Origin of the sequence: Streptomyces sp. NBC_01520, assembly GCF_045040375.1 — a bacterium.
Lineage (GTDB): Bacteria > Actinomycetota > Actinomycetes > Streptomycetales > Streptomycetaceae > Streptomyces.
The window spans coordinates 3728373-3746121 of record NZ_CP109404.1 but is presented as its reverse complement, the minus strand read 5'-3'; the positions used below and the strand labels follow the sequence as shown (position 1 = coordinate 3746121).

The 17749-nt window shown below is 72.7% G+C and carries 14 protein-coding genes; all 14 read left to right on the top strand.

The window, feature by feature from the left end; all coding sequences use genetic code 11:
* Positions 1 to 13 precede the first annotated feature (13 nt).
* The 14 genes from OG524_RS16870 (at position 14) to OG524_RS16805 (ending at position 17747) form a co-directional block, all read left to right on the top strand.
* Entirely contained in the window at positions 14 to 715 is a 702-nt protein-coding gene (locus OG524_RS16870; protein WP_405390000.1) for a thioesterase II family protein, read from the top strand.
* A gap of 173 nt (positions 716 to 888) precedes the next feature.
* Entirely contained in the window at positions 889 to 1713 is an 825-nt protein-coding gene (locus tag OG524_RS16865) for an SDR family oxidoreductase (RefSeq protein ID WP_405390001.1), read from the top strand.
* A gap of 30 nt (positions 1714 to 1743) precedes the next feature.
* A complete protein-coding gene (locus OG524_RS16860) occupies positions 1744 to 4794 on the top strand; it encodes an amino acid adenylation domain-containing protein (protein WP_405810871.1) in 3051 nt (1016 codons plus the stop codon).
* 51 nt (positions 4795 to 4845) lie between these two features.
* A complete protein-coding gene (locus OG524_RS16855) occupies positions 4846 to 6642 on the top strand; it encodes a non-ribosomal peptide synthetase (protein WP_405810869.1) in 1797 nt (598 codons plus the stop codon).
* A complete protein-coding gene (locus tag OG524_RS16850; RefSeq protein WP_405810867.1) occupies positions 6639 to 7868 on the top strand; it encodes an NAD(P)/FAD-dependent oxidoreductase in 1230 nt (409 codons plus the stop codon). The genes OG524_RS16855 and OG524_RS16850 overlap by 4 nt, the downstream gene beginning before the upstream one ends.
* Before the next feature lie 317 nt (positions 7869 to 8185).
* On the top strand, positions 8186 to 9010 hold the full coding sequence (locus tag OG524_RS16845) for an alpha/beta fold hydrolase (protein ID WP_405390005.1): 825 nt from the start codon (positions 8186 to 8188) through the stop codon (positions 9008 to 9010).
* Positions 9011 to 9025: 15 nt separating this feature from the next.
* Complete coding sequence (locus OG524_RS16840) at positions 9026 to 10027, top strand: hypothetical protein (RefSeq protein ID WP_405390006.1); 1002 nt, start codon at positions 9026 to 9028, stop codon at positions 10025 to 10027.
* A 76-nt stretch (positions 10028 to 10103) separates the two neighbouring features.
* Complete coding sequence (locus OG524_RS16835; protein WP_405390007.1) at positions 10104 to 10820, top strand: 2-hydroxychromene-2-carboxylate isomerase; 717 nt, start codon at positions 10104 to 10106, stop codon at positions 10818 to 10820.
* Between the two features lie 89 nt (positions 10821 to 10909).
* Positions 10910 to 12649, top strand: a complete 1740-nt coding sequence (locus OG524_RS16830; RefSeq protein ID WP_405390008.1) for a phytoene desaturase family protein — start codon at positions 10910 to 10912, stop codon at positions 12647 to 12649.
* A 107-nt stretch (positions 12650 to 12756) separates the two neighbouring features.
* Positions 12757 to 13014 carry an acyl carrier protein gene (locus tag OG524_RS16825; protein ID WP_384501756.1) on the top strand — a complete coding sequence of 86 codons (258 nt, stop codon included), beginning with the start codon at positions 12757 to 12759 and terminating at the stop codon, positions 13012 to 13014.
* Between the two features lie 234 nt (positions 13015 to 13248).
* The gene (locus tag OG524_RS16820) at positions 13249 to 14505 is read left to right on the top strand and encodes a beta-ketoacyl-[acyl-carrier-protein] synthase family protein (RefSeq protein WP_384501757.1); all 1257 of its coding nucleotides are present in this window, start codon (positions 13249 to 13251) and stop codon (positions 14503 to 14505) included.
* On the top strand, positions 14502 to 15641 hold the full coding sequence (locus OG524_RS16815; protein WP_405390009.1) for a beta-ketoacyl synthase N-terminal-like domain-containing protein: 1140 nt from the start codon (positions 14502 to 14504) through the stop codon (positions 15639 to 15641). The genes OG524_RS16820 and OG524_RS16815 overlap by 4 nt, the downstream gene beginning before the upstream one ends.
* Positions 15638 to 16588, top strand: coding sequence for a beta-ketoacyl synthase N-terminal-like domain-containing protein (locus OG524_RS16810; protein WP_405390010.1), 951 nt, complete (start codon positions 15638 to 15640; stop codon positions 16586 to 16588). The genes OG524_RS16815 and OG524_RS16810 overlap by 4 nt, the downstream gene beginning before the upstream one ends.
* A 43-nt stretch (positions 16589 to 16631) precedes the next feature.
* Positions 16632 to 17747: a beta-ketoacyl synthase N-terminal-like domain-containing protein gene (locus tag OG524_RS16805; protein ID WP_405810862.1), complete on the top strand. Its 1116-nt coding sequence runs from the start codon at positions 16632 to 16634 to the stop codon at positions 17745 to 17747.
* The last annotated feature ends 2 nt before the right edge of the window (positions 17748 to 17749 follow it).

Here is a 17749-nt window from a genome sequence, read left to right as displayed (position 1 = left end):
AAGAGGATTTGAGATGGCAAGAACGACAGTGCTCTGTGTTCCGTTCGCCGGTGCGGGCGCCTCGGTCTTCCGCCCGTGGGTCCCGTTGTGCGAGGACCGCTTCGACCTGGCGGCCGTGCAGCTGCCCGGCCGCGAGCAGCGCTTCGCTGAAGAGCCCTACCAGGATGTGGCGGTGGCCGTCGAAGGGCTGATGCCCGAGGTGCTGGAGCGGGTGTCCGGCGGGGGACCGGTCGTGCTCTTCGGGCACAGTCTCGGCGCGGTCCTCTCCTACGAGATCGCGCACCGGCTGGCCGCGACCGACGGGGTCGACCTGGCCGCGCTCGTGGTCAGCGGATCTCCCGGCCCGTGGACCCGCCGGGAGAACGGCGCGAGCGGTCTCGACGACGACGAGTTCCTCGAAAGGGTGCGGGAGTTCGCCGGTTACCGGCACGAGGCGCTGGAGGACCCGGAGATGCGTGAGCTGCTGCTGCCCTCACTGCGGGCCGACGTCGAGATGCACGAGAGCTATGTCGCCCTCTCGGACACCCCGCTGCCCGTGCCGGTCACATCGGTGCGTGGTGCCACCGACACCCTGGTGAGCTCCGAGCAGGCCATGGAGTGGAGCAAGGCCACCGGCAAGGAGTTCGACCTCGTGGAGGTCGAGGGCGGCCACATGTACCTGGTCGACAACACCGAGGCCCTGATCCGGGTACTCGCGGACGTCAGCTCCCGATGAGCTGCCGTCCGCTCCCGGCGGGCCGTTGTCCGCGTCCGACGGGCTGCCGTCCGCTCCCGGCGGGCCGCTGTCCGCGTCCGACGGGCCGACGTCCGCTCCCGATGAGCTGTCGTCCGCTCCCGACGCGTGCGGCGGGCGAGCCCGCCGACCACCACCGACCGTAAGGAGATCTGGTGCGCCTGCAAGGAAAGACCGTCATCGTGACGGGAGCCGCACGCGGTGTCGGCCGTGCCTGTGCGCTGGCGTTCAGCCGCGAGGGCGCCGACCTGGCGCTGCTCGACGTGTGCGGCGACATCGAGGGCGTTCCCTACGCGCTCGGGACCACGAGCCAGCTCGCGCACACGGCCGAGCAGTGCCGCAAGGAAGGGGCGGCCGTCCTCACGGCGGAGGCCGACATCCGTGACTCCGCCGCGCTGCGGGCCGCCGTCGACCGGACCGTCGAGAGGTTCGGCCGGGTGGACGTGCTCGTCAACAACGCGGGCATCGTCGCGCCGTCGGGCAAGCCCGCCCACGAGATCGGCGAGGAGGAGTGGCAGGTGATGCTCGACATCAACCTGTCCGGCGCCTGGCGGATGACCTCCGTCGTCGGCCCCCTGCTGCTGGCCCAGCGTGCGGGCAGCATCATCAACGTGGCCTCCACCGCCGGCCTCGTCGGCTACCGGAGCTTCGCCGGTTACGCGGCGTCCAAGCACGGCCTGATAGGCCTGACCAAGGCGACCGCGCTCGACTACGCGCCGCTGAAGGTACGCGTCAACGCCCTGTGCCCCGGATCGATCCGGGACGACAGCCGGGCGGAGGGGCGGATGCTCGGCGAGATCGCCAGGGCGCTCGATCTCCCGGTCTCCGAGAGCGAGGAGACCTTCGTCCAGTCGCAGCCCATGAACGCGCTGATCGAGCCGGAGGACGTCGCCGGGGCAGCCCTCTGGCTGGCCTCCGACGAGTCCGCCCAGGTGACCGGCTCCGTACTCACCGTCGACGGTGGCTTCACCGCCCGGTGAAGCACCGCAACCACGTCAAGGGAACCAGTCGTGTCGATCTCTGAACAGGACGCCGTCGCAGGTCTCCGTCCCGCCCGGCGCACCGTCGTCCCCTCCCGGGACCGGATCCGGGAGAGCGGCCGGGAAGCACCCGGCGCGGTGTGCCACGCGCTGGGCGCACGGATCACCGGTCCCGTGCGGGCGGACGCACGGGACGCGCTGGCGGCCCGGTTCTCCGCGCGGGCCGCGGAGCTGGTGCCCGCCGGCCCGGCGGCCGGCGTCTTCCGGGAAGCCACGACGCCGTGGACGCAGGCGGTGCCGTGCCGGTCCGACTCGTCCGACGCGGAGCGGTGGCGTACGCGGGAGCTCACCCGGCCCCTCGTCGCCCACCGGGACCCGGCGGTGCGCGGGGTGCTGCTGACCTACACCGACGGTGTGACCGAACTGGTCGTGGTCGCCCACCGGGCCGCGCTCGGCGCCACCGGACTGCGCCGGTTCACCGCCGAGGTGATCGGCACGGCACCCGGCACCGGGGACGCGGCACCTGGCACCGGGGACGCGGCACCCGTCACCGCGGCCCAGGCACCCGCGGCCCCGGACCCCGCCGCGCAGGCGGCCGTACTCGCCGACTGCGTGTACGACGACCGGCCGGACTGGGGCCTGGGCCGGCCGGACGGGCCCGACACCCCGCAGACCCGTGCGCTGCCGCTGCCCGCCGGCCATCCCGTCGGCGACACCGAGAGCTGGACGGCCGCCCTCGGCATCGTCCTCGCGCGCTACGAAGGAAGCACCCGGCCCCTGGTCCCGGCCCTGGTCACCGACACCGCGGACCCGCGGGCCGTCGAGGGCATCGCGCTGATACCCGTCGAGGCCGGCCCGGCGAGCACGCTCGGCACCGTGGACAAGAGCGTCCGTACGGCCCTGGCCGCCGGACCCGCCTGGCACACCGAGGACCTCCGGCGCGCACGCGCCGCCACCGGCGGCGACGCCGAGGCGGCCGTCCCCGCGGTGGGTGTCGTCGCCGTCGGCCACGGCCCGGCTGCCGTCCCCGGTACGGACCGGTCCGCCTACCTGCCGTTCCAGCGCGCCCCGTTCCCCGTGACGCTCTCCGTGGTCCGTGACGCCGGGGGAGAGCTGCTGCTGCGCTGCGACCACTCGCCCCGGCTGCTGCACGGCGACATCGCGGACCGGCTGCTCGGACACGTGTCACGGGTGCACAGGGCGCTCACCGAGTCGCCCGACACCCCGGTCGCGGACGTCGCCCTGCTGGACGAGGCCGAGCTGGCCGCTACGGCGGAACTCGGCCGGCCCGCCGGCCTCCCGTCGTTCGACCCGGAGCGGATCGACGCGGCCGTCGCCGCGATCGCGGCCTCCCGCCCGGACGCCGTCGCCGTGTCCTACGGGTCCACCCGGCTCACCTACCGCGAGCTGGACAGCCGCGCCGACCGGCTCGCCCACGCGCTGCGCGGGCTCGGAGTCGCCGACGGCGACCGGGTCGGGGTCTGCCTGGACCGGTCCGCCGAGCTCGTCGTCACGCTGCTCGCCGTGCTCAAGGCAGGCGCCACCTACGTACCCATGGACCCGGCCTATCCGCTGGAGCGGCTCTCGTACACGACCGCGGACGCGGAGCTCGCCGTCGTCGTCACGGACCGTGCGGACTTCCCCGGCGGCACCGCCCGCGTCATCGGCACGGCGGAGACCGCCGAGCTGACCCCCGGGACGTGCGACGGTCCGCCGTCCTCGTCGACCGGCCCGCACGATCCCGCGTACGTCATCTACACCTCCGGGTCGACGGGCCGCCCCAAGGGTGTCGTCATCCCGCACGTGAACGTGCTCAGCCTGATGGCCGCCACCCTGGAGGACTTCGCACTCGGCTCCGACGACGTCTGGACGCTGTTCCACTCCAGCGCCTTCGACTTCTCGGTCTGGGAGATCTGGGGCTGCCTGCTCACCGGCGGCCGTCTGGTCGTCGTGCCCTACTGGGTGTCGCGCTCGCCGGAGGACTTCCACCGGCTGCTGGTCCAGGAGCGGGTCTCCGTGCTCAGCCAGACCCCGTCCGCCTTCGCCCACCTGATGGACGTCGAACGGGACGGCGCCGAACCCGCCCCCGTACGGCTGGTCGTCTTCGGCGGCGAAGGTCTCGAACCCCGCATGCTCCTGCCCTGGTTCGACCGGCACCCGGAGTCCGCGTGCCGTGTGGTCAACATGTACGGCATCACCGAGACGACCGTGCACGTGACCGCGCAGACCGTCACCAGGGCCGAGGCGCTCACCGGATCGAAGTCCGTCGGACACGCCCTGCCCGGCTGGTGGGTGCGGGTCGCCGACCCGGAAGGCAGGCCGCTGCCCGTCGGCGTCGCCGGCGAGATCTACGTCGGCGGGGCCGGGGTCGCCGCGCACTACCTCAACAGGCCGGACCTCGACGGGCAGCGCTTCCTCACCGACGCGCGCACCGGGGAACGCATGTACCGCAGCGGGGACAAGGGCCGACTGCTGCCCGACGGCCGGCTGGAACACCTCGGCAGGCTGGACAACCAGGTCAAGCTGCGCGGCTTCCGCATCGAGCTCGACGAGATCCGGGCCGTGCTGCTGGACGACCCGCAGGTCGGCGCCGCCGCGGTCGTACTCAACAGGACCGACCCGGACGACCCGGCGACCGCCCAGCTCGACGCGTACGTGGTGCTGGAGGGCGACGACACCGCCGGGGTACGGCAGCGGGCCGCCAGATACCTCCCCGAGTACATGGTTCCGTCGACCGTCACCTCGCTCGACCGGATGCCGCTCACCCCGAACGGCAAGCTCGACGCCCACAAACTCCCCCGGCCCGCGCCTGCCTCCGCTCCCGCATCCGCGCCGGTGACCACAGGGGCGGCGGCCGCACCCGAGGACGCGTTCACCGCGGACCTCCTGGAGGTGTGGCAGGAGGTGCTCGGCGTTCCGGTCGGCCCCGACGACAACTTCTTCGACCTCGGCGGCAACTCGCTGCTGGCCATGCGCGTCGGTGCGGCGCTGCGCCGGCGCGGCGGCACCACGGTCGTCGCCATGCGTGACCTCTACCTGTCTCCGACGATCCGTCAGCTGGCCGCCGGCCGCGCCGGGTGAACCGCGTACCCGCGATCACGAAGCGTCCCGTTCCGAAAGATGGAAGACACGATGGCTGAACGACTCCTGCCCGACCTTTTCCAGCTGCAGGCGGCGCGCACCCCGCACGCCCCCGCCGTCCGTTCAGACGGGCAGGAGCTGACCTACGCGGAGCTCAACACCCGGGCGAACCGGCTGGCGCACCACCTGACCGCCCGCGGAATCGGCCCCGAGCGCCTCGTCGGTGTGCGGATGCCCAGGTCCGCCGACCTCGTGGTGGCGCTGCTCGGCATCCTCAAGTCCGGTGCGGCCTACGTCCCGATCGACATCGACTCCCCCGCCGAGCGGACCGCGTTCGTCGTCCGGGACACCGGGCTCGACCTGGTGCTCGCGGAGCGGGCCGCATCGCCCGGCGCCGACGGCGGCCCGGAGACCCTGACCGTCGCCGGGGCCCTCGCCGCCGCGGACGCGGCGGGCCTGCCGGCCCACGACCCCACGGGGGCCGACCGCACCGCCCCGCTCCGCGCGGACAACCTTGCCTACGTCATCTACACCTCCGGGTCGACCGGCCGCCCCAAGGGCGTCACCGTGCAGCACGACACCCTGACGCGCTACCTGGACTTCGCGTGCGCGGAGTACCCGGGTCTGGCGGACGGGGCGCTGCTGCACTCCCCGGTGGCCTTCGACCTCACCGTCACCGCGCTGTACGGGCCGCTGCTCCTGGGCGGCTGCGTCCGGGTCGCGGCACTGGACCGCGAGCCGGCGGCCGGCCCGGCCGAGGACCGGCCGGGCTTCGTCAAGGCGACCCCGTCGCACCTGCCGCTGCTGGCCGCACTGCCGGCCTCGCTGTCGCCCACCCGCGAACTGGTCGTGGGCGGCGAGATGCTGCGCGGGGACGTCGTCGACCGGTGGCGCACCGCGCACCCCGGGGCGGCCGTGGTCAACGAGTACGGTCCCACCGAGGCGACCGTCGGATGCTGCGTGTTCCGGATCGAACCGGGGGACGAGGCCGCCCCGGGCGCAGTCCCCATCGGCATGCCGACCCCGGGCACCGAGCTGTACGTGCTGGACGAGCGGCTCGCGGCGGCCGGACGCGGAACGGCCGGTGAGCTGTACATCGCGGGAGGTCAGGTCGCCCGCGGCTATCTCGGCCGCCCCGGCCTCACCGCCGAACGGTTCGTGGCGAACCCCTTCGGCGGCGGCCGGATGTACCGCACCGGCGACATCGCCCGGGTGCGCCCCGACGGGATCCTGGAGTACCTGGGCCGCACCGACGACCAGGTGAAGATCAGCGGCTACCGGATCGAGCTCGGCGAGGTCAGCTCGGTGCTCGGCTCCCTGCCCGGGGTGCGGCTCGCCGCCGTGACCGCACGCGAGGACCGGTCCGGCGACCGGTACCTGGCCGGGTACGCCGTACCGGCGGACGGGGCGGGGCTGGACCCCGCCGCCCTGCGCGCGGCCGTCGCCGAGGTGCTGCCCGCCTACATGGTGCCCGCACGGATCATGGTGGTCGACGACCTGCCGCTGACCGCGAACGGAAAGCTCGACCAGGCCGCACTGCCCGCGCCTCCGGCCGTCGCCGAGGTGCCGGGTGCCGCGCCGGAGAACCCCGCCGAGAAACGGCTGTGCGAGCTGTTCGCCGAGGTGCTCGACCTGACCGCGGTCTACCTCGACGACGACTTCTTCGCCCGCGGCGGCAACAGCCTGCGGGCCGTCCGGCTCGCCGGGCGGGCCCGCAAGGAGGGGTGGACCTTCGGCCTGCGGGACGTACTGGAACTGCGCACCCCCCGTGCCCTCGCCGCCCGTCCCCCCGGCCCGGACCCCCGGACCGGGGACACGGAGCTCGTCCGCGACGGAGCGGCACGATGAACGCCGGCCGAGTGGTGAACGCCGGCCGCGTGGTGGTCGTCGGTGCGTCCGTCGGCGGCACCCGGGTCGTGAGCGGCCTGCGCGAGGCGGGCCACACCGGTCCGGTCGTGCTCGTCGACCCGGACCCGGACGCGCCCTACGACCGGCCCCCGCTGTCGAAGCAGATCCTGTCCGGCGAGTGGACACCCGACCGGGCGTCCCTCGGCGACCCCGCTGAGTGGCAGGCGGAGCGGTACGTCGCGGCCGCCACCGGGCTGGACCCGGTGAACCGGGTGCTGCGACTGGGCACAGGCGTCGAACTCCCCTACGACAGGCTGGTCCTGGCCTGCGGCGCGACTCCCCGGACGCTGCCCGGCATGCCGCGCCGCGGCGTCCACCAGCTGCGGACCCTGGCGGACTCGCTGGCGCTCAAGGACCGGCTGGACAGCATGGCCGCCCGGGGGGCCGGGCACCTGGTGGTCGTCGGCGGCGGCTTCGTCGGCGCGGAGGTGGCCTCCACCGCCCGCTCGCGCGGGATCGACGTCACGATGGTCGAGGCACAGCCCGCCCCGCTGGCCGGACTGCTCGGCGAGGAGGTCGCCGCCGAACTGGCGCGCCTGCACACCGACAACGGCGTACGCCTGCTGTGCGGCACCTCGGTCGCCACACTGACCGGCGAGCCCGACGTCACCGGGGTGGAGCTCAGCGACGGGACGAGGCTGAGCGCGGACGCGGTCGTCGCGGGTGTCGGTGTGCGGCCCGCCACCAACTGGCTGGCCGGCTCCGGCATACCGCTGGACGCCGACGGCGGAGTGCTGTGCGACGAGTACTGCGCGGTCGACACCGGGCGGACGGTGTTCGCGGTCGGGGACGCGGCCCGGTGCCGTGACCCTCTGCTCGGCCGGCACGTGCGGGTCGAGCACTGGACCAACGCGGTGGACCAGGCCGCCGTCGCCGTCCGCACCATCCTCGAACCGGAACCGGTGGCCCACCGCCACGAGTTCTTCGTCTGGTCCGACCAGTACGGCGGCAAGATCACCCTGACCGGACGTCCGGAGCCCGGCACGGAGGTCACGGTGGTACGGGCCGAGGGACCGCGGCGGCGGTTCGCCGTGGCCTACCACCGGGGCCCGCGGCTGTGCGCCGCGCTGACGGTGAACTGGCCCAAAGCCCTGATAGCGGCCCGGCGTTCGATGGGCACACCGGGCGGCGCGGACGACACCGTCGCCGCTTGGAAGTCTTTGTAGTCGCAGCTTGCTGTAAAGACCCTGTCGTCGCGCCCGGCTCCTCCGGCACGATCGGAACACGTCGAACCGACGTCGAACCGACATCGGCCGATGACCTTCCGTGAAGGAACGCGCCTGCCTTCCTCAGACGTGCGCGTACGTCCTTCCGGGGGTTCCGGACCGCCCGTCCGGGATTCCCGGGAGGACGCCGGAAAGGGTCGTCCGCCGTCGTACGAGGCCGGTGCGTCTGCGGGCGACCGCCGGTCCCCTCTGCCGCTCCGGCCCGCTCCTCCCCGTTGTCCCTCTGTATTTCCCCATGCCTTCGGAAGGGCTTTCCGGTGCTCCGAAACAGCGATGTCGAGCCGCTCGTGCTCCGGCGGCGAGGTGTGCCCGCGCAGGCGGACCACCGAGTGCTGCTGCTGCACGGCCTCGGCAGCGGCGAGAGCTGCTGGGACCCCTTCGTCGCGCACCGGCCCCCGGGGCTCGACCTGTGGTCCGCGGGTCTGCCGTGGCGGGCGGGCGGCCCGTACGCGGTGACCGAACGGGACGAGAAGGACTGGGTCGGCGAAGCGGTCGACCGGGTCCCGGGCCGTCCCGACGTGGTGGTCGCGCACTCCTACGCCACGATCCTGCTGCTCGCCCTGCTGTCCGACACGGTCGCCGCCGGGGTGGACCCGCGGGTGCGGTTCGGCATCCGCGGCGTGGTGCTGGTGTCGCCGTTCTTCCGGCAGGACCCCACGGAGTTCACCTGGGCCCAGCTGCCGAAGACCCTCGACGCCATGCGCACCAACGCGGAGGAGTACATCCGGCTGTCGGCCCGCGACCGCCTGGACCCGGCCGTACGGGCCGACATGGCCGAACTCTCGTGCGCGCGGCTCGGACCCTACTGGGCGATCCGCTACCTCGACGCCTACCTGCGCACACCGTTCCTGGCCGCCGAACGGATCGACCTGCCCGTGCACATCGTCACCGGCGCGGGCGACACGGTCGCGCCGCCCGCCGAGGGCGAGGCCCTGGCCCGCGCGCTCGGCAACGCCTCGATCGAACGGATCGAGGACTGCGGGCACTCGCCGATGACCGAGCGGCCGGAGCGCTTCGCGCTCGCTGTCCAGCAATTCCTCACCACCCTGCCGGCCGGGCACACCCCGGCGGCGGTCAACTGAGTACGGGAGCACACGATGACCACCCTGTCCGACGTCGCGCTCAAGAAGCTTCTGAACGAACCGAGTTCGGTCACCATGCGGCCCCCCTACGAGGGTGGCAACATCAACACCGCCATCGGCTTCAAGTGCGTCAACTACCTGCTCGAAGCCGCGGTGCTCGACCACTTCCGGGCCGTCGGCCTCGGCGCGAGCGAGCTGTACCTCGTCCACGGCGTCAACTTCGACGTGGCCGGCCTGGAGACCCGTCTGCACACGGTGCTCACGCTCGACGACGACGTCCTGCTCGAAGTGACGCCGAAGACGAAGGACACCGACACCGCGATGGTCTTCGCGGTCACCGCGACCGTCGAGCGCGACGGTGCGCCGAAGAAGGCCGTCAGCTCCAAGCTGCGCGTCCTGCTGCGCCGTGACAGCAACGTCGACAGCCACGAGCCGCTCCCCGACGAGCTGCAGCGCTTCCTCGTCGACCGGCTCGCCACCGCGGAGCCCACCGCGCTGACCGCGACCCCGTCCGACGACTTCGCCGGAGCCCTCCACCGCGGCGAGAACAGCGACACCGACCCGGTGCTCGCCGAGATCATCGGCGACGACAACGCGGTCGGCTGGAAGTGGCGGGTCCCGTACTACTACTGCCACTTCACCGAGCGCATGCAGATGTCCGGCTACCTGCGGCAGATGGAGGAGGCGAAGCACGTCTTCGTCGCCTCCCGCGGCATCAGCATCAAGCGGATGCTCAACGAGCGCGGCTGGATCCCCGTCGTGACCCAGTGCAAGATCCACTTCACGGACGAGACGATCATGGAGGAGGACCTCTACACCGTCTACACCGTGGAGTCCGTCTTCAAGGACATGCTCTACACCTCCCGCGTGGACTTCTACGTCGTGCGGGACGGCGCGCTCGTCCAGACCGCCACCGGCTCGATCACCCATGGCTACTGCCACAAGGAGTCGCCGGAGGCCGAGTGGCAGATGACCGTCTTCGACGACGAGGTCCTGCGCGCGCTGCGCGGCGAGTGACCCGAGACGCACCCGGTCCCGGACACCCACAGCCCCGGACGACCGAGCCCCGGACGACCGAGCCCCGGAGGAACCCATGGCTTCCAAACGCCCACCGCGCTGGTACTTCTCCCTGCGCAGCCCGTACTCCTGGTTCGCCTACCGCGATCTCATGGCCGACCACCCCGAGGTGCTCGACACCATCGACTGGCTGCCGTTCTGGGAGCCGGACCAGGAGACCGCGAAGCTGCTGGCCGAGGAGGGGGTCACCCTTCCGATCGTCGCCATGAGCCGGGCGAAGAACTTCTACATCCTGCAGGACACCCGCAGGCTCGCCACCGAACGCGGACTGGCGGAGATCACCTGGCCCATCGACCGTGAACCGTGCTGGGAGGTCGCCCACCTCGCCTGGATCGCGGCCGAGGACGAGGGCCGGGGCAAGGACTTCGTGGCGGCGGCGTACAACGCCCGCTGGCAGGAGGGCAAGAACATCTCCGACCCCGCCGTGATCGCGGCCATCGCGGAGGAGCTGGGCCTGGACGCCCAGCGGCTGTCCACCGCCACGCAGGACGCGGAACTGCGCAAGCGGGGCGCCGCCCTGCTGGCCGAGTCGGCCCACGACGGGCTGTTCGGTGTGCCGTTCTTCATCACCGGCAGGGACAAGTACTGGGGACTCGACCGGGTCGCACCCTTCGTCCGGGCCGTCGGGGGCGGGCAGCCCGCCGCCCCGAAGACCGAGGCGCCGGACCCGGCGACCCACGCGGACCTGCTGCCGGCCGGCGGCGACGCGGGCCACGCCGGCGGCTGCGGCTGAGACCGGCCGGTGGCCGCGGCACGGAACGCGGCCACCGGCCTTCGCACGGTGACGAAGAAGCATCTGCGGCAAGCGACAAGGAGAGCACTGTGGACAGCAACCCCGGCGACACCGGCGGCGCCCGGCGCCCGGCCGGCGGCGGCCACTGGGACGCCGTCGTGGTCGGTGCCGGCCTCGGCGGCCTGACCACGGCCGCCTACCTGGCGACCGCGGGCCGCCGCGTCCTGGTGCTGGAGCAGTTCTCGGTGGTGGGCGGCAACAGCCACGTCTTCCGCAGGCGGCGGCGCTACGAGTTCGACGTCGGCGTCCACTACCTCGGCGACTGCGCGCCCGGCGGAGTCATCCCGTCCGTCCTGGGCGGGCTCGGACTCCGCGACCGGGTCGAGTTCCTGGAGATGGACCGGAGCGGCTTCGACCTCATCAGGGTCCCCGGAGCCTCCGTGGACATGCCGGCCGGCTGGCCCGAGTACCGGAAGCGGCTCCTCGCCGCGATGCCGGACGAGGCGGAGGGCCTGCGCACCTTCACCGACATCTGCGAAGCCGTCGGGGAGGAGCAGCGCTCGGCACTGTTCGAGTCGCACACCTGGTCGCCGACGGACATCGCGAACGGCACCGTCGCCGTCCGGGAGTGGGGCAGGCGCACCCTGGACGACCTGTTCAACCACTGCGGCCTGTCGTCGAGGGCGCGTACGGTGCTCGCGGCCCAGGCGCCCAACTACGGTCTGACTCCGCGTCAGGCGACGGTGGCCCGGCACACCAGCGTCACCGACCACTACCTCCGCGGCGCCTACTACCCGGCGGGCGGGGGCCAGACGCTCGCCGCCGGCCTGGTCGAGGTCATCGAGGCACACGGCGGAGAGGTCCGCACCCGCGCCAGGGTGCGACGCATCCTGGTGGAGGACCGCAAGGTCACGGGTGTCGGGCTGGACGGCGGCGAGACGGTCAGCACCGGCCTGGTGGTGTCCAACGCGGACTACCGCCGCACGGTGCTCGACCTGGTCGGTGCCGAGCACTTCTCGAAGTCCGTCGCGAACCGCACCCGGAACGCGAGCATGGGCATGCCGTGGCTGGTGCTCTACCTCGGTCTCGACACCGACCTGCGGGACCGGCCGAACGCCAACCTGTGGTGGTACGACACCGACGACATCGACGGCTACTTCGACCGGGCGCGCGCCGGCGACGTCGACGACGTGCCCTTCCTCTTCTGCTCGTTCGCCTCGCTCAAGGACCCGGAGAACCGCGCGCTGTGCCCACCGGGGCACGCCAACCTCCAGGTCATGACGCTCTGCCCGCCCGACTACGAGTGGTGGGGCGTCCCCGACGGGATCGAGGGCGACAGCTCCTCGTACCGGCGCGACGCGCAGTACCTGCGCCGTAAGCAGGAGCTCACCGAAGCCACCCTGCGCGCGGCGGAGAAGGCCATCGGCCCGCTGCGGGGGCACATCACGCACATGGAGGCGGCGACACCGCTGACCCATGAGCGGTACACCCTGTCCTCCGGCGGCACCCCGTTCGGCATGGCCGAATGGGGCGGCACGGCCCGGCCGGGCACGGCGACCCACATCGCCGGCCTGCACGTGGTCGGGGCCAGCACCCAGGCGGGCAACGGTGTCGCGGGCGTCATGCTCGGCGGCATCTCGTGCGCCTCCCACATTCTCGGCCAGCCGCTGCTCGCGCACGGCCGGCAGGGAGTGGTGTCCGGAGACCCGGACCTGCTCCCCGACCGGCCGGACGGCTGGGACCCGAGGGAGGTCTGCCGGGGCGGTTCCCGGCGGTCCCGTTCGGGCCCCGGCACGGCGGCCCGGGATCTGGCCGGCACCCCCGGCTGAGATCGAGCGGTTCGCGGGCCACCGCCCGCGTACCGCCGAGCAGTACCGATGAACCCCCCACAACCAGTCAAGCAGTCACCACCTATGACGAACTGAGAGTGATTCACATGAGCGCGACCACCGCCGTCGAGCAGCAGGCCCGCATCAAGGAGATCGTCTGCGACATCCTCGAACTCGAGGAGGACGAGGTGACCGGCGAGGGCCTCTTCAAGGAGGAGTACGGCGCGGACTCGCTGCGCGCCATCGAGATCCTCGCGGGCCTCGAGAAGGAGTTCAAGGTCACGATCGACCAGTCCGAGCTGGAGCGGATGGTCAACCTCGACGGCGTCTACGCCGTCGTCCAGGAGTCGATCGACGCCAAGTAGGACCGGCTCCGTCATCCCTGGTGGATCTGCGCACGGCGTCGGGCCCCGCCAGGAACGTACGGGACCGCTCCGGGCGGACCACCGGCAGGAACGGGTGCGGGGGAGCCTTCGGCGCGTCGGCTCCCCCGCACCGGCGGCCCACCCGGCCGTGACCGTCCGGCGGTTCCCCCCGCCCCCCTTTCCGTGGTGACCCGTGGTGATTCCGTGGTGACCAGGCCGTACCGAGGGAGATTGATGTCTGACAGCCTTTCTGACGCGATGCGCGACGACGCGGCGTCCCGGGTCGTGCTGACCGGGTTCGGCGTGTTCTCCAGCATCGGTGTCGGAGCCGATGAGTTCGCCGAGGGCCTGCGTGCGGGCCGTAGCGGCGCCAAGCCGATCACCCTGTTCGACACCGAGGGTTTCGCGCACGCCAACGGGTGCGAGATCACGGGGGCCGAGCCGGAGCGCTGGATCCACAACCTGCCCGTCGAGACCCTGGGCCGGGCCACACAGTTCTCGGTCGCCGCGGCCCGGATGGCCGTCGAGGCCGCCGGGGTCGACCTCGAATCACTGCGCGCCCAGCGCGGGATGATCTCGATCGGGACCACCGACGGAGAGTCCTACGACCTCGACCAGCTGGTCGAGACCGAGGTCAGGTCCGGCCCGGCGGCCATGGACCCGACCGTCGCCCGCCGGGTGTCACCGAACCGTCTGTCCATCGCCGCGGCCCAGGAACTGGGGCTGTCGAACGTCGACGCGGTGACCATCGCCACCGCCTGCTCGGCCGGCAACTACGCGATCGGCCAGGGCTTCGACGCCATCCGCTCCGGCGCGGTGGACTACGCGCTCTGCGGCGGCGCGGACGCCATGTGCCGCAAGACGTTCACCGGCTTCTACCGGCTCGGCACCATCGCCCCCGACGTCTGCCGCCCGTTCGACTCCGAACGCAAGGGCATCCTGACCGGTGAGGGCGCGGGCGTGCTGATGCTGGAGAGCCTCGCCTCCGCACAGGCACGCGGTGCCCGTATCTACGCCGAGGTGCTCGGCTACGGGATGAACTGCGACGCCTACCACCAGGTCGCGCCGAACCAGGCGAGCGTCGCCCGGTGCATGGAGATCGCCCTGAAGAACGCCGGTGTGAAGGAGGAGGAGGTCGACCTGATCTCCGCCCACGGCACCGGGACCAAGGCCAACGACGTGACCGAGTCGCGCGCGATCCACGACGTGTTCGGCGACACCCCGCCGCGCACCGTGTCGCTGAAGTCGATGCTCGGCCACACGATGGGCGCCGCCAGCGCGCTCGCCGCGATCGCCTGCGCCCTGTCCGCGTACCACGGCTTCATACCGCCGACCATCAACCACCGCGAGACCGACCCCGAGTGCGAGATCGACTGCGTGCCCAACGAGTCGGTCGAGGCCGACCTGCGCATCGTGCAGAACAACGGGCTCGCCTTCGGCGGCAACAACGCGATCGTGATCCTCGGCAGGTACCAGGACGGTGAGCGGTGAGGCTGCCCATCACCGGAGTCGGCGCGGTCGCGAGCATCGGCCGGGACGCGACCGAGATCTTCGACAACCTCTGCGCCGGACGCGGCGGTCTCGGACCGATGCGCGGGTTCGACCACGACCTGTACACCGGGACCCAGCTCTTCGAGATCGACGACCGGCCCGAGGCCGGAGTGGACCGTACGCTGCGCGCCACCGGATTCCTGCTGGACGCCGTCGCCCAGGCGGCCGAGTCCGCCGGCCTCGGCGACGACCTGTCGGACTGTCCGGTGCTCGTGGGCACCGGACTGCGCGAGCTGCGCTCCGCCGAGCTGTGGTGGCGCGACGGGGTGTCCTTCGGCCCCGAGCGGCTGCACTTCGGCACCGCCCTGCGGGAACGGTTCGGCACCGCCGACACCCACACCTTCTCCAACGCGTGCTCCGCCTCCCTGTACGCGCTGGCGCTGGGCGCGGACATGCTGGAGCTCGGCGAGGCCGACACCGTGATCGTCGCGGGCGTCGACTCGATCACCGAGAGCATGTTCGGTCTGGCCGACCGCGTCCAGCCGGAGCCGCCCGGCGCGCTGCGCACTCTGGACGTCAACCGCAAGGGCACGATCCTGGGCGACGGAGCGGCCGCCGTCGTGCTGCGCCGCGAGGACCTTCCCCTGTCCGGCGGCCCCCTGTGGGGCCGGCTCCGGGGCGTCGGCATGACCTGCGACGCCAAGCACCCCACGGCCCCCGACCAGAAGTACGTCGCCGAGGCGATCCGCCAGGCGCACCGGTACGCGGGCACGAAGCCGGCCGACATCGACCTGCTGATGCTGCACGGCACCGGGACACCTCTCAACGACCTGGTCGAGGCCTCCGCGTACGCCGAGGTCTTCGGCCCGGACGCGGGCGTCCCGGTGGTGACCGGCATCAAGCCGATGACCGGGCACACCAGCGGTTCCGCCGGCGTGCTGAGCCTGGTCACCGCCCTGCAGGTGATGGCGACGGGCAAGGTCCCGCCGCTGGTCGGGCTGGATCAGCCGATCGAGGAGGCCGCCGGTCTCCGGCTGGTCCGCGACAAGGCGGCCGAGCACGAGGTCTCGCTCGCGCAGGTACATGGATTCGGATTCGGCGGGATCAACGCCGTGGCGATTGTCGAGGCACCATGAGCATCTTTGTCACAGGCGTCGGGGTCGCCCTGCCCGGTGCCGACTCCGCGGCCGCGCTGGCGGCCGCCCGGTACCCCGTGGGGTCCGTGGACCCGGCGGCGGTCCTGGGGAAGAAGGGGCTGCGCTACAAGGACCGGGCGACCCAGCTCGGACTCGTCGTCGGACAGCGTGTGCTGACCGACGCGGGGCTCCTGCCCGACGGTGTGCCGGCCTTCGACGGCACCCGGGTGGCGGTGCTCGTGAGCTCCAACCTGGGCAACGTGGACACCGCCTGCCGCGTGGCCAGGACCATCGCGGACGAGGGCACCCGAGGGCTCAGCCCGATGGACACCCCGAACGCCTCCAGCAACATCATCGCCTCCGAGATCGCGATCAGGTTCGGGCTGCACGGCCCCAACCTGATGGTGTGCAACGGACCGGGCTCCGGCCTCGACGCGATGCGCTGGGGCACGGCCCTGCTGCGCTCCGGCCGTGCCGACCAGGCGGTCGTGGTCGGCGTGGAGCCCGACAACGAGATCGTGCGCGAACTCGTCGGCGGCCCGGTCGCCGACGGCGGTGCGGCACTCGTGCTGGAGCGCGCCGAGGCCGCCCTGGCCCGCGGGGCCAGGGTCCACGCGGTGATCGGCGGCCATACCCGCGGAGCGGACGTGGCCGCCGGCTTCGAGCAGCTCGCCGCCGACGAACCCGCGCCGCTCACCGCATGGTTCGCCTCGGGCGCGGCGGCCAAGGTGCTGCCCGCCGAGCTGCCCGGCCACGACCTCGCGGCGGTCTGGGGCGAGCTGTCCGGGGCGCTGGGCGTGGTGCAGGCCGCCGCTGCGATCGGCGGCTTCGCGGCCGGTGCGCACGGCCCGGTGTTCCTGGTCGCGGGAAGCGACGAGGACGACGGCAGCTCCGCGCTGGTGCTGCGACCGCCCGCCCCGGCGGCTCCCGAGCCGGGCGCGGTCTGAACGAGATGTCGGCCCCATGGAACCTGAGCAGGACGGAATGACCATGACCTTTTCGGCGAGCGCGCCCGACACCCTCAACCGGCCGGTGATCACCGCGTGGTCCGCGGTGTCGCCGTACGGCATCGGCAAGGACGAGTTCACGGCCGGCGTGCTGGCCGGGAAGAGCGCCACGACCGCACTGGACTCCGACCGGTGGGCGGCGCCGGACGACCGGGCCTGCCTGGTTCCCGGCTTCGAACTCCGCGAGGTCCTGGGCAAGAAGGGCACCCGGTCGATGGACCGGGTGACCGGGCTGGCCGTGACCGCGGTACGGGACCTGCTGCGGGACTGCGAGGGCGAGCGCAGGGGCGGCGACGAGGAGACCGCCCTGGTGCTCGGCACGACCACGGGCAGCGCCCAGAGCATGATGGACTTCACCCGCGCCTCCCTGGTCGGTGACCGACCCTTCTACGTCGACCCCTCGCTCATGCCGAACGCGGTGATGAACTGCGCGGCCGGCCAGTGCGCCATCTGGCACCGGCTGAAGGGCCCGAACACCACGATCGCCGGCGGCCGGGTCGCCGGACTCTCCGCGCTGAGCTACGCGGCGGGACTCCTGCGCACGGGCCGTGCCGAGACCGTGCTGTGCGGCGCCGTCGAGGAGTTCTCGAACGCCCGGGCATGGCTGGACCACCACCGGCGGAACGAGGACGCGGCGGGCGCGCTGCTCGGTGAGGGATGCGCCATGTTCATGCTCGAATCCGCGTCCGAGGTCGGGCAGGACGCCCACGCGCTCGCCGAGGTACTGGCCGTGGAGTCACGCGTGTACGTCGACGGAGGGCTGCGCCCCGTGCTCGAGGCCTGCCTCGACGGAGCGCTGACGCGGGCGGGCATCGACGCCCAGGACGTGTGGGCGGTCTCCGCCTCCGGTCTCGCCGGCCACGCCGGTGACGAGGAGCGCGAGGCGCTCACCGCCCGCTTCGGTGCCCCGGCCCTGGACCGGGCACCGTCCCTGGACGGCGTCGGAGACACCTCGGGTGCCTCCGCGGCGTTCCAGATCGGATCCCTGCTGAGCCTCGCCGGACGGGGAGACGGGCCGGCGGGCAGTGTCGCCGTCGTCTCCTCGGTGGACGACGACGGCATCGTCGCCTGCGCCGTGCTCCGCCTCCTCGCCGGCTGACC